The 20,377-nt window shown below is 49.1% G+C and carries 21 protein-coding genes; 19 read left to right on the plus strand and 2 right to left on the minus strand.

Annotated elements, in window-relative coordinates; translation table 11 throughout:
- Nucleotides 1–8: 8 nt before the first annotated feature.
- From spoIIIAF to AN963_RS05265, 14 genes are all read left to right on the plus strand, one after another.
- On the plus strand, nucleotides 9–674 hold the full coding sequence (gene spoIIIAF / locus AN963_RS05200) for a stage III sporulation protein AF (protein ID WP_055743466.1): 666 nt from the start codon (nucleotides 9–11) through the stop codon (nucleotides 672–674).
- Between the two features lie 31 nt (nucleotides 675–705).
- A complete protein-coding gene (spoIIIAG, locus tag AN963_RS05205) occupies nucleotides 706–1,380 on the plus strand; it encodes a stage III sporulation protein AG (protein WP_055743467.1) in 675 nt (224 codons plus the stop codon).
- A 13-nt stretch (nucleotides 1,381–1,393) separates the two neighbouring features.
- Nucleotides 1,394–2,071: a SpoIIIAH-like family protein gene (locus tag AN963_RS05210; protein WP_055743468.1), complete on the plus strand. Its 678-nt coding sequence runs from the start codon at nucleotides 1,394–1,396 to the stop codon at nucleotides 2,069–2,071.
- A gap of 214 nt (nucleotides 2,072–2,285) precedes the next feature.
- On the plus strand, nucleotides 2,286–2,780 hold the full coding sequence (gene accB, locus AN963_RS05215) for an acetyl-CoA carboxylase biotin carboxyl carrier protein (RefSeq protein ID WP_055743469.1): 495 nt from the start codon (nucleotides 2,286–2,288) through the stop codon (nucleotides 2,778–2,780).
- Nucleotides 2,781–2,796: 16 nt separating this feature from the next.
- Nucleotides 2,797–4,152 (plus strand): acetyl-CoA carboxylase biotin carboxylase subunit, encoded by a 1,356-nt coding sequence (gene accC, locus AN963_RS05220; protein WP_055743470.1) that lies wholly within the window; start codon nucleotides 2,797–2,799, stop codon nucleotides 4,150–4,152.
- Between the two features lie 68 nt (nucleotides 4,153–4,220).
- Nucleotides 4,221–4,643 carry an Asp23/Gls24 family envelope stress response protein gene (locus AN963_RS05225; protein ID WP_055743471.1) on the plus strand — a complete coding sequence of 141 codons (423 nt, stop codon included), beginning with the start codon at nucleotides 4,221–4,223 and terminating at the stop codon, nucleotides 4,641–4,643.
- Nucleotides 4,644–4,765: 122 nt separating this feature from the next.
- Nucleotides 4,766–5,329 (plus strand): alkaline shock response membrane anchor protein AmaP, encoded by a 564-nt coding sequence (gene amaP, locus AN963_RS05230; RefSeq protein WP_201783705.1) that lies wholly within the window; start codon nucleotides 4,766–4,768, stop codon nucleotides 5,327–5,329.
- A gap of 12 nt (nucleotides 5,330–5,341) precedes the next feature.
- A complete protein-coding gene (locus tag AN963_RS05235; RefSeq protein WP_055743473.1) occupies nucleotides 5,342–5,554 on the plus strand; it encodes a DUF2273 domain-containing protein in 213 nt (70 codons plus the stop codon).
- Nucleotides 5,555–5,622: 68 nt separating this feature from the next.
- Entirely contained in the window at nucleotides 5,623–6,027 is a 405-nt protein-coding gene (gene nusB, locus AN963_RS05240) for a transcription antitermination factor NusB (protein WP_055743474.1), read from the plus strand.
- A gap of 19 nt (nucleotides 6,028–6,046) precedes the next feature.
- Nucleotides 6,047–7,009, plus strand: a complete 963-nt coding sequence (locus tag AN963_RS05245) for a tRNA (adenosine(37)-N6)-threonylcarbamoyltransferase complex transferase subunit TsaD (RefSeq protein WP_055743475.1) — start codon at nucleotides 6,047–6,049, stop codon at nucleotides 7,007–7,009.
- An 87-nt stretch (nucleotides 7,010–7,096) separates the two neighbouring features.
- A complete protein-coding gene (gene folD, locus AN963_RS05250; RefSeq protein WP_055743476.1) occupies nucleotides 7,097–7,951 on the plus strand; it encodes a bifunctional methylenetetrahydrofolate dehydrogenase/methenyltetrahydrofolate cyclohydrolase FolD in 855 nt (284 codons plus the stop codon).
- A gap of 165 nt (nucleotides 7,952–8,116) precedes the next feature.
- Nucleotides 8,117–9,493 carry an exodeoxyribonuclease VII large subunit gene (gene xseA / locus AN963_RS05255; RefSeq protein WP_055743477.1) on the plus strand — a complete coding sequence of 459 codons (1,377 nt, stop codon included), beginning with the start codon at nucleotides 8,117–8,119 and terminating at the stop codon, nucleotides 9,491–9,493.
- The gene (gene xseB / locus AN963_RS05260) at nucleotides 9,465–9,716 is read left to right on the plus strand and encodes an exodeoxyribonuclease VII small subunit (protein WP_055743478.1); all 252 of its coding nucleotides are present in this window, start codon (nucleotides 9,465–9,467) and stop codon (nucleotides 9,714–9,716) included. Before xseA ends, xseB begins: the two co-directional genes overlap by 29 nt.
- On the plus strand, nucleotides 9,716–10,615 hold the full coding sequence (locus AN963_RS05265) for a polyprenyl synthetase family protein (RefSeq protein WP_055743479.1): 900 nt from the start codon (nucleotides 9,716–9,718) through the stop codon (nucleotides 10,613–10,615). Before xseB ends, AN963_RS05265 begins: the two co-directional genes overlap by 1 nt.
- 43 nt (nucleotides 10,616–10,658) lie before the next feature.
- Here the strand turns inward: AN963_RS05265 and AN963_RS05270 are convergent, their stop codons facing one another.
- Together AN963_RS05270 and AN963_RS05275 are read right to left on the minus strand one after the other, a co-directional pair.
- Nucleotides 10,659–12,251, minus strand: a complete 1,593-nt coding sequence (locus tag AN963_RS05270; RefSeq protein ID WP_055744457.1) for a sensor domain-containing diguanylate cyclase — start codon at nucleotides 12,249–12,251, stop codon at nucleotides 10,659–10,661.
- 204 nt (nucleotides 12,252–12,455) lie between these two features.
- Nucleotides 12,456–14,150 (minus strand): M3 family oligoendopeptidase, encoded by a 1,695-nt coding sequence (locus tag AN963_RS05275; protein ID WP_055743480.1) that lies wholly within the window; start codon nucleotides 14,148–14,150, stop codon nucleotides 12,456–12,458.
- Nucleotides 14,151–14,400: 250 nt separating this feature from the next.
- On the opposite strand from AN963_RS05275, the gene dxs reads away from it, so the two are divergent.
- From dxs to recN, 5 genes are all read left to right on the plus strand, one after another.
- Entirely contained in the window at nucleotides 14,401–16,284 is a 1,884-nt protein-coding gene (gene dxs, locus AN963_RS05280; RefSeq protein WP_055743481.1) for a 1-deoxy-D-xylulose-5-phosphate synthase, read from the plus strand.
- A complete protein-coding gene (locus AN963_RS05285; RefSeq protein WP_055743482.1) occupies nucleotides 16,281–17,099 on the plus strand; it encodes a TlyA family RNA methyltransferase in 819 nt (272 codons plus the stop codon). The genes dxs and AN963_RS05285 overlap by 4 nt, the downstream gene beginning before the upstream one ends.
- Before the next feature lie 112 nt (nucleotides 17,100–17,211).
- Nucleotides 17,212–18,069: an NAD(+)/NADH kinase gene (locus AN963_RS05290; protein WP_055743483.1), complete on the plus strand. Its 858-nt coding sequence runs from the start codon at nucleotides 17,212–17,214 to the stop codon at nucleotides 18,067–18,069.
- A 5-nt stretch (nucleotides 18,070–18,074) separates the two neighbouring features.
- Complete coding sequence (ahrC, locus tag AN963_RS05295) at nucleotides 18,075–18,524, plus strand: transcriptional regulator AhrC/ArgR (RefSeq protein ID WP_055743484.1); 450 nt, start codon at nucleotides 18,075–18,077, stop codon at nucleotides 18,522–18,524.
- A 15-nt stretch (nucleotides 18,525–18,539) separates the two neighbouring features.
- A complete protein-coding gene (recN, locus tag AN963_RS05300) occupies nucleotides 18,540–20,264 on the plus strand; it encodes a DNA repair protein RecN (RefSeq protein ID WP_055743485.1) in 1,725 nt (574 codons plus the stop codon).
- Nucleotides 20,265–20,377 lie beyond the last annotated feature (113 nt).

Here is a 20,377-nt window from a genome sequence, read left to right on the forward strand (position 1 = left end):
GTGATGAAATGACCTGGTTAACGCTTTGGCTGAAAAAAATCATCTTGCTCGTGCTTTTGGCCGCTTTTCTCGATCTGATCCTGCCGAATACGACCTTGCAGCGTTACGTCAAGATGGTCATGGGACTCATCCTGCTGCTAACCATCATCTCCCCTGTTTTTTCCTTGTTCAGTCTGTCGCAGGATGACCTAGCACTGCGGCTCGACCGCTATCAGCAAGAGCTGAACAAGCCAGGAGCTGTGGAATGGAAGCGCGTCACTGACAAACTGCTAGGCCAAAAGGACGAACAGGTGACAGCCTACGTACAGTCACAGATCGAGTCTGCAGTAAAGGCGAAGGTGAAAGAGGAATACGGCATGGAGGTACAGCGTGTTCAGATCAAGGTGAACAACAAAGATCCCCAACAGCCTTCCATCGAAAAAATCGAACTGAGCATAGGGGACACCGTGCAAGAAATAAAGCCTGCTGTCACTCCGATTCAACCCATTCAGCCAGTGTCTATACAAATTGGAGAGACGACGAATGTGACCGATTCCCGAAGAGACATCGAAGCAGTTACGCGTCCAGAGAATCCTACGTACGCGAAGATTGCTGACGATATAGCAAAACAGTGGGGGCTCGCGAGCGATCAAGTGGTCGTGAGGGACGAGTCTCGAGAAAGAGTAAAACAGTAACGGATGTGTCTGGGAAAGCGAGGTGAGAGAGATGCTGGAAAAGCTGAAGAAGCTGTGGGAAGGCAACGGCGGTAACAAAAAACTAAAACCACTCCACTACCTGATCGTCGTTTTGGGGATCGGGATTGCGGCGATGATCTTGACCGATTTTCTCCGTGTAGAGAAAGATCAGCCACTCGGTTTGGCCAGTGGCGGCGGCGGGGGAGCTCCTCCTGCACAAAGCAGTAGTGGAGGTTGGTTTGGTAGCGGAACGGAAGGCGATTCTACAGCCCCTGCGATGGGCGGCTCACCCGCACCGGACATCATCGCTGAGTACGAGAACAACTACTCGACGCAGCTACGAGATATTCTCGCAAACGTCGTGGGTGTCGGAGAGGTCGAGGTCATGGTCAATCTGGAGTCAACACCGGAGTTGATCATGGCTGAAAACCGCAATAATCGATCCTCCACCAATCAGGAAACGGACAAAGACAGGGCGACGCGCAATCAAAACGACCAGACGAAAGACTCAGAAGTCGTCATCGTACAGGGGGGCAAGCAAGATCAGCCCGTCATTATAAAGACGATGAAACCCCGTGTCAGAGGTGTCCTAGTTGTCGCGAAGGGCGCCGATAACATCCAGGTCAAGGCGTGGATTACCGAAGCCGTCCAAAAGGTTTTGGATGTTCCCGCCTACAAAATATCCATTTTGCCCAAAAAAGGGTAGGAGGTAATGACGAATGATTCTGCGCAAGCAAACAGTATGGTTGTTGACGATGCTGGCAGTGATGGTGGTGCTGTCCGGGTATTACTTGGTGAAAGGTCCGCAAGACCAGATGCCCACTTCCGGTCAACAGCAGGCCGTGCAAAAACAGGAGCAAATCACGGGGGTCGTCGTTGAATCCAAGCAAGTGGAACAACCGCCACAAGCAACACCTGTCAACGGCAAAAATGATAACCAGGTAGCAGCGGTTCAGCCAACAGATACAAAAGCGCCAGCTACCCAGTCCAATCCAGAGCCACAAAAAACCGTCGGGAACGCTGTTGTCCCTGTAGCGGAGACATCAAGCGAAATCTTCCAAGGCTACAAAATGAAGCGTGAAGCGCAACTCCAGCAACAAAAAGATGAGCAGCTCTCGATTATCAGCAGCTCGGATTCCTCGGCTCAGGCTGTAGCAGATGCACGTACCAAATACGAGCAACTCTCCACACAGGAAAATGCAACGACGAATATCGAAGAAATGCTAAAGGCAAATGGTTACCAAGATGCAGTCGTCTTCGTGCAAAATGACAAGGTGACCGTGATCGTCCAAAAGGACAAACTGAGCGCCAATGAAGCGGTGGATATCATTGCACAAGTGAAGCAACAACTGAACGTTCCCGCGACGAATGTGACTGTCCAATACAAGACCACGTAAGTCACGTTTCAGTGTCTTGGTGGTTAAGATTACCGTTATAAGGATAGGAAGAAACGGGTATGATGGTAAGGATTTCCTCACTTCCTCGTGGAAGGAAGCGGGGAAATCCTTTCTTGACGTGATATGGGCAACAGGCTACCATGGATTTATGCTTCGCTCTTGATACATATATAGCCACCCGGGAACATCTAAAGAAACGAAGGAGTGCTCATTCGTGTTGAAAATTCATGAAATCCGAGAAATTATTAAGCTGATTGATCAATCTTCCATTAATGAATTCAAGCTGGAGACAGAAGGCGCTAAAGTAACGCTGAGAAAGTCTTCTGGTACAGAAACGGTTGTTGTATCCCAACCTGTTGTACAGGCACCTGTTGCAGCACCAGTCGCAGCAGCACCAGTCGCCACTGCGCCAGTAGTAGCAGAAGCACCGAAAGCAGCCCCAGCAGTTGCGGTTGCAGAAGATGCCAATCTGCACAAGATCGTATCTCCGATGGTAGGTACCTTCTACAGTTCACCAGAACCGGGCAAGCCAGCTTACGTACAAGCAGGCGATAAAGTAAATGCGAGCAAAGTGGTTTGCATCGTAGAAGCGATGAAGCTATTCAACGAAATCGAAGCAGAGGTCAACGGCGAGATCGTAAAAGTTCTGGTCGAGGACGGTCAACTGGTTGAATACGGTCAGCCATTGTTTTTGGTGAAGCCAGAATAAGGTGGGGGAGAGCGGAATGTTTCAAAAAGTATTGATTGCCAATCGCGGGGAAATTGCAGTGCGGGTCATCCGTGCGTGCCGCGAGCTGGGCATTCGTACGGTCGCTGTCTACTCCGAAGCGGATCGTGAAGCGCTTCATGTAAAAATGGCCGACGAAGCCTACTGTATTGGTCCAAAAGCATCCAAAGACAGCTATTTGAATATAGCCAACATCATGAGCGTTGCGACCAAAGTGGGAGCAGATGCCATCCATCCTGGTTATGGATTTCTGGCGGAAAACGCTGACTTTGCTGAGATTTGCGCCGCATGCAATATTACGTTCATTGGACCAGATCCTGATGCGATCGTAAATATGGGTGATAAATCTACAGCGAAAGATACAATGAAAACGGCAGGTGTACCGACTGTTCCGGGTACAGAAGGCCTGATCGAAGACGTAGAAGATGCTATCAAGACGGCAAATGAAATTGGTTACCCCGTGATGGTTAAGGCAACTGCTGGTGGAGGCGGACGCGGGATGCGTGTGGCTGTCGACGACGAAGATTTGGAAAAAGCGATTCGTCAGGCTCAGAACGAAGCAAAGACAGCGTTCGGCAACCCGGGTGTCTATCTGGAAAAGTTCGTAGAAGGACCACGTCACGTGGAAATTCAAGTGATGGCAGACAAGCATGGCAATGCGGTCTATTTGGGTGAGCGTGATTGCTCGATCCAGCGTCGTCACCAAAAACTGATTGAAGAAGCTCCATCGCCAGCATTGAGTGAGGAACTCCGCAAAGAAATGGGTGAAGCTGCTGTAGCTGCTGCCAAGGCGGTAGCCTATCACGGTGCAGGTACGGTTGAGTTCCTGTTGGATAAACACGGCAAGTTTTACTTCATGGAAATGAACACCCGCATCCAAGTTGAGCATCCTGTAACCGAGCTGGTGACCGGCTATGACCTCATCAAGGAACAACTGACAGTAGCAGCTGGGCAGCCTCTGTCCTTTACGCAAGAGGACATTGTGCTGGACGGTTGGGCGATCGAATGTCGGATCAATGCGGAGAACCCAGCGAAAAACTTCATGCCATCTCCAGGCCGAATCACAGAGTACTTGGCTCCGGGAGGCTTTGGCGTGCGTGTGGATAGTGCAGCCTACTCTGGCTATTCCATTCCACCATATTACGATTCGATGATTGCAAAGCTGATCGTTTGGGGCAAGGATCGTAACGAGGCTATCGAGCGGATGAAGCGTGCCCTTGGAGAGTTTGTCGTAGAAGGAATTACGACGACGATTCCTTTCCATCTGAAGGTGCTAGAGCATGAGGTGTTCGTGAGCGGTCACTTCGATACGAAGTTCCTTGAAATGTATGAGCTCAACCTCGATGAGGAGTAAGGCGCTTATTTGTAAAAAAACAGAGCGCTTGGTATAATGGAATACAAATCCAAAGGGAGGTGCGAAGCGTGGAAGAATTTTCTCCAGACTTAGATAGAACAGAACTTGGAAAGGTCCAGATCGCTCCCGAAGTCTTGGAAGTGATCGCCGGCATGGCTGCGTCCGAAGTCGAAGGCGTGGCGCAAATGAGCGGCGGTTTCGTAGGAGAAATAGCGGAACGATTAGGCCGTAAAAATATTGCTCGGGGAGTTCGTGTAGAAGTTGGCTCTCGCGAAGCAGCTGTCGATGTATCGATTATTGTAAAATACGGACACCGCATCCCGGATGTCGCTCGAAATATTCAAGATAGTGTGCGCAATGCAATCGAAAGCATGACAGGGCTTTCGGTGATTGAAGTAAATGTACATATCGTAGATGTAGAGCTGAAAGCGGAAGAAAAAGCGCCTGCAGCTGCAACTGCAGTGGTGGAAGATTACCAGCGCGTGCGCTAACAAAGGCAACGGATGGATGCCCCCTACTTAACAGGGGGCATTTTCCTCATCAACCTCTACATAGGTCTGCCACCCCGAACGTGCTATGTTTGACAGCTAGGCCAAGCATAGTTGAAGGAGAGATGCATGTGAACTTGTTCGACCGGTTTATTTTGACGATCTACAGTTTTGCGCTGATCATTCTTTCCTGCATCGCGATTGCAGCTACCAGCGGCTTGATTTCCTCGGACGTATTCCGTCCTTACATGGAGCAGATGCTCTCAGGAACCAATCTTGCCTATCTCATCGTCGCGATCATTTTCCTCGTTGTCAGCCTTCGCTTCTTTTTTAGCTCCTTCCGCAGAAGTAAACCCAAAGTGGATCGTGGCATTCGTCAGCGAAGCGATTTGGGGGAGGTCAATATCACCATTCAGACGATCCAAACGATAGCAGAGCGTGCCGCGCGACGAGTAAAAGGGGTACGTGATATGAAAACCAATGTCAAGGCATTGGAGAGCGGAAACATCATTTCGTTGCGAGTCTCTGTAGATGGTGAGACCCCGTTGCCTGAACTGACGCAAAAGCTGCAGCAGGACGTAAAAGATCAGGTAGAAGGAATCGCAGGCGTCGTGATTTCCGAAGTGCAGGTTGTCGTGACGGAAGTGGCTCAGCAAGAGAACTACGCGGCACGTAAACGTGTGGAATAGAAGGTGAGAGCCATGATATGGGAGTTATTATGGGAGCACAAGGGGAAGCTATTGGGGATATTGGCCGGATTTATTTTCGGGATCATCTACCTTCTCGTGGGCTTTTGGGATACACTGGTGTTTGTTGTCTTTATCGGTACCGGATATTACATCGGTCGAAAACTGGATCATAAAGAAGATTTGCGGGAAATTCTAGATCGGATATTGCCAGGCAAGTTTCGGTAACGGAGGTTTCGGGATATCCCTATGAATCGATCCGCTCCCGAACTCAATTTTAATTGTAGGTGAATGGAATGAAACGAAGAACAGCACGAGAAAAAGCAGTCCAATGTCTTTTCCAGATCGATATGGCGGAAGTTCCAGTGAAAGAAGCGGTCGCACTGGTCATGGAGGAATCTGAAGAGAATTCCCAGTTCCTGCGTTATCTGGTCGATGGTGTCATGACCCACCAAACTGCGATTGACGCCGAGATCAAACAATACTTGCGTGGCTGGCAGCTCGAACGGATTGCCAACGTAGACCGCGCGATACTCCGTCTGGCCTTCTACGAGATCATGTTTGAAGCAGAGACCCCTGACAAAGTTGTCATGAACGAAGCGATTGAAATTGCAAAGCTCTTTAGTGATGAGCAATCCCATCGTTACATCAACGGCGTCTTGTCCAGCTTCCTTCAAGCTCGTGAGACCGCACAGGCGTAAACGGGCAGGGGAAGCAAGCATGAGTAAGGTAATGTTAGGCATTGATACGAGCAATTACCGGACATCACTGTGCTTGGCTCAGGAAGACGGCCGGATTGTAGCAGAAGCAAAACGCCTTTTGAAAGTGAAGGAGGGCAAGCGCGGACTGCAACAATCCGAAGCCGTCTTTCAACATGTGATGAACTTGCCGGAATTAAGCGAGCAGATGAAGTGGACCGAATATGAGATCGAGGCGATATGCGTCAGTGAAAAACCTCGTCCTGTCGATCAATCCTACATGCCGGTGTTTAAGGTAGGAGAGGGTTTGGGAAAATCGTTGGCGACCTATTTGCGTGTTCCCTTGCACTTGACCACTCACCAAGAGGGACATATCGCGGCAGGGGAATACACAGCAGAGGTGAAACCTAGCCAAGATCGGTTTCTCGCCGTGCATCTTTCCGGTGGGACGAGCGAACTGCTTTTGTGTGACCGTCATGAAGCGGGGTATTCGATTGAAAAAGTCGGAGGAACCATCGATCTGCACGCTGGACAGCTGGTTGATCGCATTGGCGTCGCACTAGGTCTATCCTTTCCTGCGGGTCCGCAGCTAGAAGAGCTGGCCAAAGAGGCAACAGGAGAGTTTCGCATTTCTTCCGCGGTAGAAGGCCTTTCCTTTAGTTTTTCTGGTCCGGAGGCGTCTTTGCTACGTACGATTCAAGAAGGGCAAATCAGCCCTGCTGAAATCGCGCGTGCTACTGAGCAATGTATCGCGAATACATTGGAAAAATCGTTGCGCCATGCAGTAGAACAAGGCTTGCCTAAGGATATACTGATTGTGGGTGGAGTCGCAGCGAACCAGTACATGCGTGAACGGCTAATCAAACGATTGGAGCATCCAGCTGTAAAAGCAAAACTGTACTTTTGCGATCCGGTTTACTCCGGAGACAATGCCTACGGGGTTGCTATGCTAGGGTGGATGAAGCAAAAGACGAACATTAAATAATGATGAACTTTTTATGATTCGGCTTTACAGGTTGCCGTGAAATCGGTACACTAGTGGTATCGACGTTATGAAGGAGGCTTTTTCTCCATGGCTGCTATCATTGTTCAAGGAAAAGAAGTTGCGCAAAACATTCGTGCCGAATTAGCAAACGAAGTGGCTGAACTGAAGGAACAAGGCATTACACCAGGGTTGACCGTTGTATTGGTCGGGGATGATCCCGCTTCACAATCGTATGTTCGAGGGAAATCAAAAGGCTGCGAGGAAGTAGGGATCGCCTCTGAGTTGATCTTGAAGGATGCTTCCACGACAGAGGAAGAACTGCTAGCGATTATTCAGCAATTGAACGAAAATCCGAACGTTAATGGGATCTTGGTTCAACTCCCTCTGCCGAAACATATTTCCGAAAGTGCGGTCATTGAGGCCATTCACCCGGATAAAGACGTAGACGGCTTTCACCCGATAAGTGTAGGAAACATGGTGCTTGGGAATGAAACGTTCCTGCCATGCACACCGCACGGAATCATTGAATTGATTAAACGGACAGGAACCGAAATTGCTGGGAAACACGCTGTAGTAATCGGTCGTAGCAACATTGTGGGCAAACCGGTCTCGCTCTTGCTGCAGCAAGAAAATGCAACAGTGACTATGTGCCATTCCCGTACACAAAACCTTGAGGAATTTACACGCAAGGCTGACATTCTGGTGGTAGCGACTGGTCGAGCGCATATGGTCGGAGCGGAACACGTGAAACCAGGCGCGGTTGTTATTGACGTAGGTGTGAACCGGATTGAAACGGGCAAGCTCGTAGGCGATGTCAAGTTCGACGAAGTGAAGGATGTCGCAAGCTTCCTGACACCAGTACCAGGCGGAGTGGGTCCGATGACGATCACGATGCTTTTGAAAAACACCGTAGTGGCTGCGCGCAAGCAGGCTGGCAGGTAAACGCTGCTGGCAGGTAAACGCTGCTGGCAGGTAAACGCTGCTAACATGGAAATGGGTAAAGCGTACACCTTTATCCATTTCCTTTTTAGTAGGTAGCATCTGAGAGACTAAGACGGCTTCACCGAAAAGCTTGGCTATGCCGAGTGTTTTAATGAGGAGGGGCATATGGCTATACAAGATATCTTATCTGTCAGTGATCTCAATCGCTATATCAAGATGGTACTCGAAAAGGATTCTCGACTGCAGGATGTGTGGGTACGTGGAGAGATTTCCAACTTTACGCACCATTCGAGCGGACATATGTACTTTACCCTCAAGGATAAGCAATCGCGGATCAAGGTCGTCATGTTTGGCAGCTATAATCGTTTTTTACGTTTCCTCCCCAAAGATGGGACCAAAGCAATTGTGCGTGGTTCCATTTCTGCCTTTGAACGGGATGGAGCCTATCAGCTTTACGCGAAAGAGATGCAGCCGGATGGACTGGGATCTCTTTATTTGGCGTTTGAGCAACTAAAAGAAAAGCTGGCACTCGAAGGCTTATTCGCAGCAGAAAGAAAGCGACCACTGCCTCGCTTTCCGAAGCGCGTAGGGGTGGTGACTTCGCCGACAGGTGCCGCGATTCGAGACATTTGCACGACCATTCGTCGTAGGTACCCGCAGGCGGAGATCGTGCTTGCTCCTGCTGTCGTACAAGGTGTAGAAGCACCGGCTTCGATCATTTCCGCGATCCGTATCATCAATCAACAAACGGATATTGATGTCCTCATCGTGGGGCGTGGGGGAGGTTCCATTGAGGAGCTGTGGGCATTTAATGACGAGAAAGTAGCGAGGGCAATCGCAGCCTCGATCATACCTGTCATCTCTGCAGTAGGGCATGAGACAGACGTGACCATCGCGGATTTTGTAGCGGACGTACGTGCTGCGACACCAACAGCCGCAGCTGAGTTAGCTGTTCCACACTATTTGGAATGGGTGGAGAGGGTCAAGCAGTTTGACGTTCGTATTCAACGAGCTGTACATAACCGAATAGCTGATCAACGAAAACGATTGAATCAGTTGAGTAATTCATATGCAATGCGACAGCCTCAGCGACGATTGGAAGAAGCTGCCGAACGGCTTGACCGAGCTCAATTACGCATGAAGCAGTCCATGAAGCATCTTCTCACATTGCGACGAGAGCGATATGAGCGACTCGCTCAACAAATCAAACGCTATCGATTGGCGGACCAGATCGGGGAGCGACGCAAACAAGTACTGACGGTTCGTGCGCGATTAGATGACCGGATGCGCAGACGACTGACTGAACAGCAAATGACTTTTTCTGCACGTGTGGCCCAATTGGATGCGCTCAGTCCGCTCAAAGTGATGCAGCGCGGGTTCTCTCTTGTGTACGCTGAAGGGCAAATCGTAAAATCAGTAGAGCAATTTGCGAGTGGTGATGAGCTCGTGGTACGATTAAGTGATGGGAGCGCGACTGCACGCGTGGAACAGATTGATCGGGAGGAGAAGCACAATGGCTCGAAAGAAAACGGAAGAGAATGATATGCAGTTTGAAGAAGCGATGAAACGGCTGGAAGAGGTCGTGATGCGACTGGAAGAAGGGGAAATTCCGCTGGAAGAGGCAATCACGCTGTATCAGGAAGGTGTCACTCTTTCCCGGATTTGTGGACAAAAGCTCGATGCAATCGAAGCGAAAATCACCCAACTGGTCGAAGAAGACGGCATGCTGAAGCAAAAAGCTTTTCGCATGGAAGGGGAATCATAATGGCTGTGGACACATTTGATACCTATTTGGCAGAGAAGACAGCCTATATTGAGGATAAATTAACCCCTGCTCTCGAACAGGTGGGAGTCCCTACCGCTCTTTATGAATCCATGAACTATTCGTTAATGGCAGGTGGCAAACGGTTGCGGCCAATGCTGGTACTTGCTGTACTTGAAGCGTTGGACAAGCCTATTGAGCGAGGGGTCCCTTTCGCAGTCGCTCTGGAAATGATACATACCTATTCCCTCATTCATGATGATTTGCCAGCCATGGATGATGATGATTTGCGCAGAGGCAAGCCGACGAATCATAAAGTATACGGAGAAGCAACGGCCATACTCGCAGGGGATGCCCTTCTGACTCGTGCTTTTTCTTTTATCGCGGAGTCGTATCGGGAACGTACAGACGTATCGGCTCTAACCACGGTCAATCTGATCGCCGAGCTAGGCAAGCGAGCAGGTGCAACGGGGATGGTCGGTGGTCAAATGGCTGACATCGAAGGGGAGAGCAAACGGCTGGAGCTAAACGAGCTGGAGTTTATCCACGAACACAAGACAGGAGACCTGTTGATTGCTGCCTTGCGTGGGGGAGGCTACTTGGCTGAAGCCAGCGAGAAGCAAATGGAGAAGCTGACTCGTTACGGATATTGCATCGGACTCGCCTTCCAGATTCAGGACGATATTTTAAATGTAGAGGGCGACGCCGCAGAGCTCGGCAAAGCAGTCGGTAGTGATGCAGAGCGACAAAAGGCGACGTATCCTTCCCTCCTAGGGCTGGAAGAATCAAAAGTGCGTGTGGCTGCCCTGATCGCTTCAGCAAAAGCAGCTTTGGCAGAAGCGGGATTGGAGCACTCTGCGTTGACACCGCTGGCAGATTATGTAAGCAACCGCAAGAAATAACGTTATACGAAGAAGAGGCCCATTAATCAAATGGGCCTTTTTTCTACAGTTCAGTTATCATTGTCCGGTTTCTTCCTGATTCCTTAGCCTTATACAAGGCTTGATCTGCCAAATGAATCAACTCTTCGGCCGAATTGGAGTGTGAAGGATAGTGTGAGATCCCTTGAGAGACAGTAATGGTTTCACCTACAGGAGTCGCACTTTTTTCAAGGGTACTACGTATTCGTTCGGCTACATGATAAGCTACCGCAGAATTTGCATGTGGAAGAAGGGCAATGAATTCTTCACCACCAAAACGACAGCACACGTCATCTGGCCTGGTAGATGATGCGATAATTTTCGCAAAATGCTTCAACACTTCGTCCCCTGCCTGATGACCGTATGTGTCATTTATCGTTTTAAACTTATCAATATCCATAATCACAATGGAAAAGGGGGTTTTCTCCTCAAGCCATCTATGTATGATTGCTTCGAGTGTTCTTCTGTTTGTTAAGCCGGTTAATGGATCTGTCATCGCTTCCTGTGTCAATTGCTCAGTCTGTTTTGTAATTTCCCCAACCGCATATCGAATGGCTTCTGTTAACAAATCCGCCTCTCTATTCCAGTGTCGCTTCCCATCAGGAATTTCTACTTTCTCACTGCCCATTTTTCCAACAAGGTTAGCCAGTGAAACAAAAGGTCTCGCTAATCGGCGAGCAAGCATGATGACGACCAACATTACTAACACAAATGGAGGCAGCGTATACAACAAAATAGCTTTAAGCTGAGCATTCAATTGTTCCGAAACGACACTGATTGGCGATACCACTACTACTCCCCAGCCATTTGTAGGCACTTTTACGTATCCAGCGAGCAAAGCTTCCCCTCTTAAGTTGACCATCTCTTCACGACCATTTTGATTTAGCATAAGCTTTTGGACTACTTGATTCGCGCTAATATCCTCGCCTATACGACTCTTGTCGCGGTGGAACAACACATGCCCGTTTGATCCCACTATGTAAAAATAGGACCCTAACTTATCCGAAGGGTTGTTTGCAAAGATCATGTTCAATATGTTTTTTTCCTGAAGGTAAAGAGAACCTCCTATATATCCACGATAAATACCGTTCTTATCGTATATCGGCTCGCTCATAAATACGATCAGACGTTTTGATGTTGCAGAAATGTAAGGTTTGGAGACGTAAGGCTTTTTCGATGCCATTGCTGCCTTCGCTTCTTCCGTAATAATGTACTTTCCAACTGTCCCGAGTGATTTTGGAGACGTGCTTCGTATCAGTCCTGTTTCATCTACCACAGCAATGGAATTGAAGTAATTGCTGCTATGACGCAGTAGTTCTAAGTGAGGATAAACCTCGTCTGGATTCATGGAGTTCATGTTAGATAGGATGATTGCGGAATAATGCAAGCTGTTTTGCATGGATATAAACAAAGAGTCGATGGTCTGACTCATTTTAACAGCGCTTGAATAATTCAAGGTGAGTGTAGTGTCGATCAGTGATTTTTTTTTCGATTGGTACGATGCAAAAAGAAGAATGGTTAATGTAAGTAAAACGGATAGGGAGACCAGTCCTGTTAAAAGGGTGGTCAAGCTTATTTTTTGCCATTGCTCAGCTTTCCTTCTTGGTAGCACAGGTATCGAGTGACCCCCTTGAGTTCCAAAATGCAATGTTTACAAAATCGGATCAGACTTGCATAATTCTATCATTTTAATCCATTCATTCCATATGGGCTATATGAAAATGCCGTAATTTTCATGAGATTAATGAAAAAAACCAGTGTACGACGGATGAATACCGTAGCACACTGGTTGCTCTAGGAATGATTTTTGTTTGCAGAGAGTTTATAACGCTTTGTCGTTTACGGTGTCGAGCCAGCTGTCGATGTCATCAATCACCGACTTGACGCAGCCATCCTCAAACGGGGAATACAGCTTCGCTACTTGCACCAATTCAGTAAATGATTTGCTGCCGCCTTCTTTGCACAAGGTCAGGTAATCGTCCCAAGCCTGTTCCCGATTTTCCTGAGCGCGCTTCCAGAACTGGAAGGCACAAATTTGTGCAAGCGTGTAGTCGATGTAATAGAAAGGATTGCGGTAGATGTGGCTTTGCTGCTGCCAGAAGCCGCCTTCCTCGAGGAATTCATTTTCGTCGTAATTGCGATGCGGGAGGTATTTTCGTTCGATCTGACGCCATGTGCGTTTCCGCTCGGCAGGAGTCATTTCCGGATTTTCATAAATAGCATGCTGGAATTCGTCCACGGCGACCCCGTAAGGAATAAAGGTAAGCCCGCTTTCCAGGTGTGAGAATTTGTACTTCTCCGTGTCCTCCTCAAAGAACAGCTCCATCCAAGGCCAAGTCAAAAATTCCATACTCATCGAATGAATTTCGCAAGCCTCATAGGTCGGAAAATGGTATTCGGGTACTTCAAAGCTGCGGCTTACATATACCTGAAACGCGTGCCCTGCTTCGTGAGTCAAAACATCAATGTCCCCGGAAGTACCATTGAAGTTCGCAAATATGTAAGGGAGTTCGTATTGACTGATGTACGTGCAGTAACCGCCGTTCGCTTTCCCTTTTTTACTGAGCAGGTCCAAGCAATCGTTTTCGAGCATGAATGTGAAAAATTCATCGGTTTGCGGCGACAACTCGGCATACATCTTTTTACCGTTCTCGACGATCCACTCGGGTGATCCTTTTGGAGTTGGATTTCCTGTAGCGAAATCAAAAGCTAAATCGTAGTACTTCATAACATCTACACCTATTCGTTCGCGCTGCCGCTCTGCCAGCTTGGTGGCAACGGGAACGATGTACTCGTATACCTGCTTACGGAAATTAGCTACTTGTTCAGCGTTATAATCTGTCCGATTTAGCCGGGCGTACGCCAGTTCAACAAAGCTTGAAAACCCGAGCTTTTCCGCAATGCGGGAGCGTACTTTGACCAAATCATCATAAATGCGGTCTAATTCTTCAGAGTGCTCTTGGAAAAATGTGTACTTGGCCTCGTTTGAACGCTTGCGAGTATCCCTGTTCGTAGAGCTCTGGTAGGGAGTCAACTGAGGTATCGTCCGTTCTTCCCCCTCAAACGGAATCTTTGCCGAAGCGATTAGGGCGACATAGCGGCTGACCAGTTTGTTCTCTTCCTGGAGGTCACCTACGACGTCAGGAGAAAAGGTACGGAGCGTCGTTTCCGCAATCCGAAACAGCTGAGCCCCCCATTTTTTCTCAAGCTCGGGACGAAACCGGGAGTGAACGATCGCTGCGTAGTAACGGGAAATGAGTCCTTGGTACAATGGATCTACTTCATCCCAATAGTCCTGTTCTTCTTTGTAGGTGGAATCCTCGGTATTAATGGTATGACGAATTTGTGCGACTTCCCTTGAGGATTCGACTTCTTGACGTAGTTCGATGAGTTGTCCCATCACTTTGTCTTGGGCATCAAAGCTTGTTGCATCTTGAAATGCTTGTAACAGCTCGTCAAACCGCTGCTCTGTCTGCCCCATATCAATGCGCTGATATGTAATTTGAGAAAATTTCATGGAGGCCACACCTCACTCTCGAATTTTCGATCCATTTTATTTTAACAGAAGTTAGGCCATATCGTGACGTCATTAGCTGATGTTGATGAAAAGTGGTGTTTTTGTATAGAAACCGTTATAATGAAGCAAGCGTAAAAGAAGCGTAATATGTAGGCTCTGCCCAAAGGGGGAGCCAAGTTTTCCATGGGTTGGATTGGATTGCAGCACGCACAATCGCCGGAGAACGAACAGTGGAAAGTGAGGAATACCCATGCTGCTTACTACCATAAATGATCCTCAAGACTTGAAAAAGTGCACACAGCCGCAGCTATATACGTTGGCATCAGAAATCCGGCAGTTTCTCGTAGAGAATCTGTCTAAAACCGGTGGCCATCTGGCTCCAAATCTCGGTGTAGTCGAGCTGACGCTGGCTTTGCACTATGTCTTCGATAGCCCTCGGGACAAGTTGATCTGGGATGTGGGCCATCAAGCCTATGTACATAAAATGTTGACGGGTCGTAGAGAAATGTTTCCTACCCTGCGTCAATACAAAGGATTGTGCGGATTCCCGAAAATGATCGAAAGTCCTCATGACGTCTGGGAAACCGGACATAGCAGCACTTCGTTGTCTGCGGCGATGGGGATGGCGACAGCGCGCGATCTGAAAAAGGAAAAGAACCACGTGGTTGCCGTGATTGGTGATGGCGCCCTGACTGGTGGGATGGCGCTGGAGGCGCTCAATCACATCGGGCACGAGCGTAAAAACGTGATCGTGGTACTCAACGACAACGAAATGTCGATTGCTCCAAACGTAGGAGCTTTGCACAACTATTTGGGCAAATTGCGTTCCACAGAGAATTACCAATGGGCCAAGGATGAAGTGGAAGGCCTCCTCAAATCGATCCCCGCAGTTGGCGGGAAATTGGCAAATATGGCTGAGAGATTCAAGGACAGCATGAAGTATTTGCTGGTTTCCGGTGTTCTATTCGAGGAGCTAGGGTTTACGTACATTGGTCCGATCGACGGTCATGACATGGGGCTTTTGCTGGATACGATGAAGACAGCGAAGCAAACCAAGGGACCTGTCCTGATCCACGCGATTACGAAAAAAGGAAAAGGGTATGCCCCAGCTGAAGCGGATTCCGTCAAGTGGCATGGGATTGGCACCTACAAGATTGAGTCCGGCGATACACCAAAGTCGGCCCCAACGTATACATCCATTTTTGCGGATACTATGATGACATTGGCGAGCGAGAATCAAAAGATCGTGGCAGTTACGCCAGCTATGCCAGCTGGTTCCGGTCTGATTCCGTTTGGTCAGAAGTTCCCGGATCGACTATTTGACGTAGGGATTGCAGAGCAGCATGCTTGTACCTTTGCAGCTGGTCTGGCAACTCAAGGATTGAAGCCGGTTCTGGCCATTTACTCCACGTTCCTACAAAGGGCTTACGACCAGCTGATTCACGATGTAGCCCGTCAAAAGCTCAATGTCGTGTTTGCAGTAGACCGTGCCGGACTCGTGGGTGCGGATGGTGAAACGCACCAAGGGATGTACGATACTGCCTTTATGCGGATCATTCCTAATATGGTGATCATGGCACCGAAAGACGAGAACGAGCTGCGCCATATGATGAAGACCGCTGCTGTATACAACGATGGACCGATTTCTTATCGTTATCCACGTTTGCCAGTACGGGGAGTGCAGATGGACGAAGAACTGAAAGTCCTCCCGATCGGGAAGGCGGAGATTGTCCAGGCAGGCAAGCACGTCGCCATCGTGTCATTTGGCCATGTATTCGAGGTAGCCGAACAGGCTGTAAATCAGCTGCGGACGGAAGGCCTCGAGCCTATGCTCGTCAACGCGCGCTTTTGCAAGCCATTGGACGAAGAGCTGTTGCTCCGTTTGGCAAAGGAAGGCTACCGCATTATTACAGTAGAAGAAGGCTCCGAAATCGGTGGCTTCGGCAGCGCAGTGCTGGAGTGCTACAACCGTGCCGGTTATCATGATGTGCATGTGCAGATGGTAGCGGTACCTGACTATTTTGTTGAGCATGGCAGTGTCAAAGAACAACGGCTAGAAGTAGGACTAACGGCAGAGAACATTGCGTCCCGCGTGCGTGCTTTGATGCCTACGAAGGGCGTAGTGGAAGCATGAGTATAAGAAAAGAACGCGTAGATGTCCTGCTCGTGGAGCGTGGCATGTACGAAACGAGAGAAAAAGCTAAAGCGGCCGTGATGGCTGGACTCGTGCAAGTAGCAGGCGAGAGATGTGATAAACCGGGTACCAAATTCCCGGAAGACGTCGCCATCACTGTCAAAGGCGAAATCCATCCGTATGTAGGTCGTGGTGGACTGAAGCTGGAAAAAGCGTTGCGGGTTTTTGAGATCGACATGACTGGACGCGTGATGATGGACATCGGTGCATCTACCGGTGGTTTTACGGATTGTGCTCTGCAGCACGGCGCTCGTCTCGTGTATGCGATTGATGTGGGATACGGCCAATTGGCATGGAGCCTACGTCAGGATGAGCGGGTCGTCGTTATGGAACGGACCAATTTCCGTCATCTAGATCCGGATGCATTTCATCACGAAATGCCTGATGCCGCATCCATCGATGTATCTTTCATTTCCTTACGTTTGATTTTGCCGGTACTGTACCGTTTTCTCAAAGAAGGCGGAGATGTGGTCGCACTAGTCAAACCCCAGTTCGAGGCTGGCAAAGAAAAAGTTGGGAAGAACGGTATTGTGCGCGATCCCCAGACTCATGAAGCTGTGCTGACGGACATCGGTGAATTTGCCCGCAGCCTTGGCTTTGCGCTCAAGGCACTAGACTTTTCGCCGATCACCGGGGGTGAAGGCAACATCGAGTTTGTATTACACGCTACAAAAAGTGATACGGGTCTGGATTCAGAAGAGTGGCTGAAACTGGTAACAGAGGTAGTCGCTTCTGCCCATGCCGTGTTAAAATAAGGAAAGTGAACAAAGCCTCGGGAGTTTTGTCCGAATCGAGGCTTTTTATTTATGCAAGAGAAGTTGTATACTTGTATAAGGATTTCCAACCAACCAGTTTGGGGTGGACCATGTGAAGAAAATTGGGATCATAGCAAATAAAGGGAAACCGGAAGCACGCATCGTTGCACGGGAGCTGCTGTATTTGATCGAGGCTCGTGGTGCTCAGGTTTTTCTGGATGAAAACATCGCATCTGACTTGGGACGTGCCGAACTCGGAGCGACAGTGGAAGATATCGGAAAACAAGCGGATCTGGTATGTGTCCTCGGAGGAGATGGCACACTCCTGGGTATAGCCCGCCAGCTAGCGGGACGCTCGTTACCTATTTTGGGGATCAACCTGGGGACGCTGGGCTTTTTGTCTGAAGCAGAGCCAGAGGATTTGCCTCATGCGGTCGACAATCTCCTTTTGGGTAAATATGATATTGAGGAACGTACGATGCTCGAAGCCACACTTATTCGAAAAGGCGTGAGCTTGGGTAATTATACGGCGATGAATGATATCGGAATTGCGAAAGGTTCGTTTTGCCGCATCATTCAATGTGCCGTTTATTTAGACAATGCCTATGTCGCCACGTTTAGTGGTGATGGCGTCATTGTATCGACACCAACAGGCTCTACGGCCTACTCATTGTCTGCAGGAGGCCCGATTGTAGCGCCCAATGTGGACATGCTATTACTGACACCGGTTGCCCCGCATTCCCTCACTGCGCGGCCGATGGTGCTCTCTGGCAATGAGGTGATCCGTGTCGAAGTCGATGCGATCCATCAGGAAATGGGCTTGTCGATCGACGGCCAGTTTGGTTACAGGCTTGAGGGAGGCGATCAAATTTACATTAAAAAGTCGCCGTATGTGACACCACTGATTAAGTGGAAAACAGGTGGCTTTTTCGAGGCAATCCGCACGAAATTACAAGGGGAATGGGAGTAAATCATATGAACAAAGGGCAACGACATATCCGGATCAGGGACATCATCAGCAATGTTGAGGTGGAAACCCAGGATGAGCTGGTGGAACGTTTGCGTGCGGCTGGATTTAATGTGACGCAAGCAACGGTGTCCCGTGACATCAAGGAGTTGCATCTCGTAAAAGTGCCGCTGCCAGATGGCCGGTACAAGTACTCTATTCCAACCGAGCAAAAGTTTAATCCTCTGCAAAAGTTGAAACGCATGCTCGTCGATTCATTCATGAGCATCGACCAGGCAGATCACTTTATTGTATTAAAAACACTTTCGGGACATGCAAATGCCGTAGCCGAATTGATTGATAACCTGCCATGGGAAGAAATCATGGGCACAATCAGCGGTGACAATACGATCTTGATCATTTGTCGTTCCAAGGAAAATACCGATGAAGTGACAAAGCGCTTAATGGAAATGCTGTAAAGGTGGTCGCTTGCCATGTTAGTGGAACTCTCCATTCGAAATTTTGCCATCATCAAATCTGTTACGGTTTCCTTTCAAAAAGGATTGAATATCCTCACGGGTGAAACAGGAGCAGGTAAATCCATTATTATCGATGCACTTGGCTTGCTCTTAGGAGGTAGAGCCTCCGCTGACTTTGTCCGTTACGGAGAGTCGCGTGCCGAAGTCGAAGGGCTGTTCGAACTGCCCGCGGGTCATCCGGCGTTGGCAGTATGTGAGAGCGTCGGCGTCCAAATCGAGCAGGATGGCATGTTGGTTGTGCGAAGGGATATATCTAATCAGGGGAAAAGCATTATTCGCTTGAACGGACAGTTGGTTACCCTGGCCATGCTGCGTGAACTGGGACCTTGGTTAGTGACGGTACATGGACAGCACGATACCCATATGCTGATGCAGTCGGACAAGCATATCAACTGGCTGGATGCATACGGGGAATCAGCGCTCGGCGGAGCCAAGGCAGAGTACACGAATCTATATACGGCTTTTCGTAAAACCAAGCAGGATTTAGAACGAATGGCGCGCAATGAGCGAGAGCTGGTGCAGCGAATCGATCTATTACAATATCAGTTAAATGAGATTGAATCGGCGGGTCTAGCTCCGGGTGAAGACGAAAAGCTGCAGCAGCAACGCAAAAAGTGGATGAACATTGAGAAGGTTTATTCATCGATCCAGGATGCATATCGTTCGTTGTACGGTGATCAGAAAGGCATGGACTGGCTGGGTCACGCCATGGGCGAACTGGAGCGTGTGGCTGGCTACGAGGAACAGCTGACGCCTATTTTAGAAACGGTGCAAAGCGCGTACTACCAGATCGAGGATGTCGTTCATCAGCTGCGGCAGCTATCGTATCAGATGGATTTTGAACCAACTCAGCTGACGGAGGTCGAGAGCCGTCTGGATCAAATCCAGTCTCTGAAGCGCAAATATGGGAAAAGCGTAGACGATATCCTTGAATATGCAGCGACCATTCAGGATGAACTGGATGACATGCATCATTACGAGGACCGTTTGCAGCAGGTTCAGGAGCGTTTGACAGAGCTCGCGGCTGATTTGGCAGTGGAAGCACTCGAACTGTCTGTGATCCGTCAGGAATGTGCGCAAAAGCTAGCGGTGGAAATTGAACAGCAGCTAAAAGAACTACATATGGAGCGGGCTCGTTTTGCTATAGATGTGCGACAAACGCCAGATGATGACGGTGTCGAGATCGAAGGCATCAAGCGGCAGGTAGATGCCAACGGGATGGATCAGATCGAGTTTCTCATCTCTCCCAACCCTGGTGAACCACTGCGTCCACTAGCGAAGATCGCGTCCGGCGGTGAGCTCTCCCGTGTGATGCTCGCCATCAAGACGATTCTTGCGGGGACCGATCAAGTCGAGACGTTGATTTTTGACGAAGTGGATACAGGAGTGAGCGGCAGGGCGGCACAAGCCATCGCGGAAAAGCTGGCTCGTGTAGCTGGACAGCGGCAAGTCTTGTGTATCACCCATTTGCCTCAGGTGGCGTCGATGGCTGATGCTCATTTCCTCATCAAAAAAGAAATGAGCGAGCATGAGACGATGACACTGGTAAACAGGCTATCGGATGATGAACGTGTCATCGAGCTTGCTCGCATGCTGAGTGGCGCAGAAGTCACAGCGAAAACAGAAGAACATGCCAGAGAAATGATCCTGCTCGGGCGCGAGAGAAAGACTGTCAACTAACCCAAGTTGACAGTCTTTTTTTCCTGACATAATCCGCTTCCTCGGAGGCAACATTAAAGGTACAGAAGGTGGAGGTGTCACATAGGTGTAGGTAGGGAACGGTAGGAGTGATT

It is taken from the genome of Brevibacillus choshinensis (genome assembly GCF_001420695.1).
Classification (GTDB): domain Bacteria; phylum Bacillota; class Bacilli; order Brevibacillales; family Brevibacillaceae; genus Brevibacillus; species Brevibacillus choshinensis.

Excerpts from the sequence above, each read along its gene's own strand:
- nusB (WP_055743474.1), top strand. The coding sequence starts at position 5,623 with ATGAAACGAAGAACAGCACGAGAAAAAGCAGTCCAATGTCTTTTCCAG.
- spoIIIAF (WP_055743466.1), top strand. The coding sequence starts at position 9 with ATGACCTGGTTAACGCTTTGGCTGAAAAAAATCATCTTGCTCGTGCTT.
- dxs (WP_055743481.1), top strand. The coding sequence starts at position 14,401 with ATGCTGCTTACTACCATAAATGATCCTCAAGACTTGAAAAAGTGCACA.
- AN963_RS05285 (WP_055743482.1), top strand. The coding sequence starts at position 16,281 with ATGAGTATAAGAAAAGAACGCGTAGATGTCCTGCTCGTGGAGCGTGGC.
- accC (WP_055743470.1), top strand. The coding sequence starts at position 2,797 with ATGTTTCAAAAAGTATTGATTGCCAATCGCGGGGAAATTGCAGTGCGG.
- AN963_RS05245 (WP_055743475.1), top strand. The coding sequence starts at position 6,047 with ATGAGTAAGGTAATGTTAGGCATTGATACGAGCAATTACCGGACATCA.
- xseB (WP_055743478.1), top strand. The coding sequence starts at position 9,465 with ATGGCTCGAAAGAAAACGGAAGAGAATGATATGCAGTTTGAAGAAGCG.
- AN963_RS05265 (WP_055743479.1), top strand. The coding sequence starts at position 9,716 with ATGGCTGTGGACACATTTGATACCTATTTGGCAGAGAAGACAGCCTAT.
- AN963_RS05275 (WP_055743480.1), bottom strand. The coding sequence starts at position 14,150 with ATGAAATTTTCTCAAATTACATATCAGCGCATTGATATGGGGCAGACA.
- folD (WP_055743476.1), top strand. The coding sequence starts at position 7,097 with ATGGCTGCTATCATTGTTCAAGGAAAAGAAGTTGCGCAAAACATTCGT.
- recN (WP_055743485.1), top strand. The coding sequence starts at position 18,540 with ATGTTAGTGGAACTCTCCATTCGAAATTTTGCCATCATCAAATCTGTT.
- AN963_RS05210 (WP_055743468.1), top strand. The coding sequence starts at position 1,394 with ATGATTCTGCGCAAGCAAACAGTATGGTTGTTGACGATGCTGGCAGTG.
- AN963_RS05235 (WP_055743473.1), top strand. The coding sequence starts at position 5,342 with ATGATATGGGAGTTATTATGGGAGCACAAGGGGAAGCTATTGGGGATA.
- xseA (WP_055743477.1), top strand. The coding sequence starts at position 8,117 with ATGGCTATACAAGATATCTTATCTGTCAGTGATCTCAATCGCTATATC.
- ahrC (WP_055743484.1), top strand. The coding sequence starts at position 18,075 with ATGAACAAAGGGCAACGACATATCCGGATCAGGGACATCATCAGCAAT.
- amaP (WP_201783705.1), top strand. The coding sequence starts at position 4,766 with ATGCATGTGAACTTGTTCGACCGGTTTATTTTGACGATCTACAGTTTT.
- spoIIIAG (WP_055743467.1), top strand. The coding sequence starts at position 706 with ATGCTGGAAAAGCTGAAGAAGCTGTGGGAAGGCAACGGCGGTAACAAA.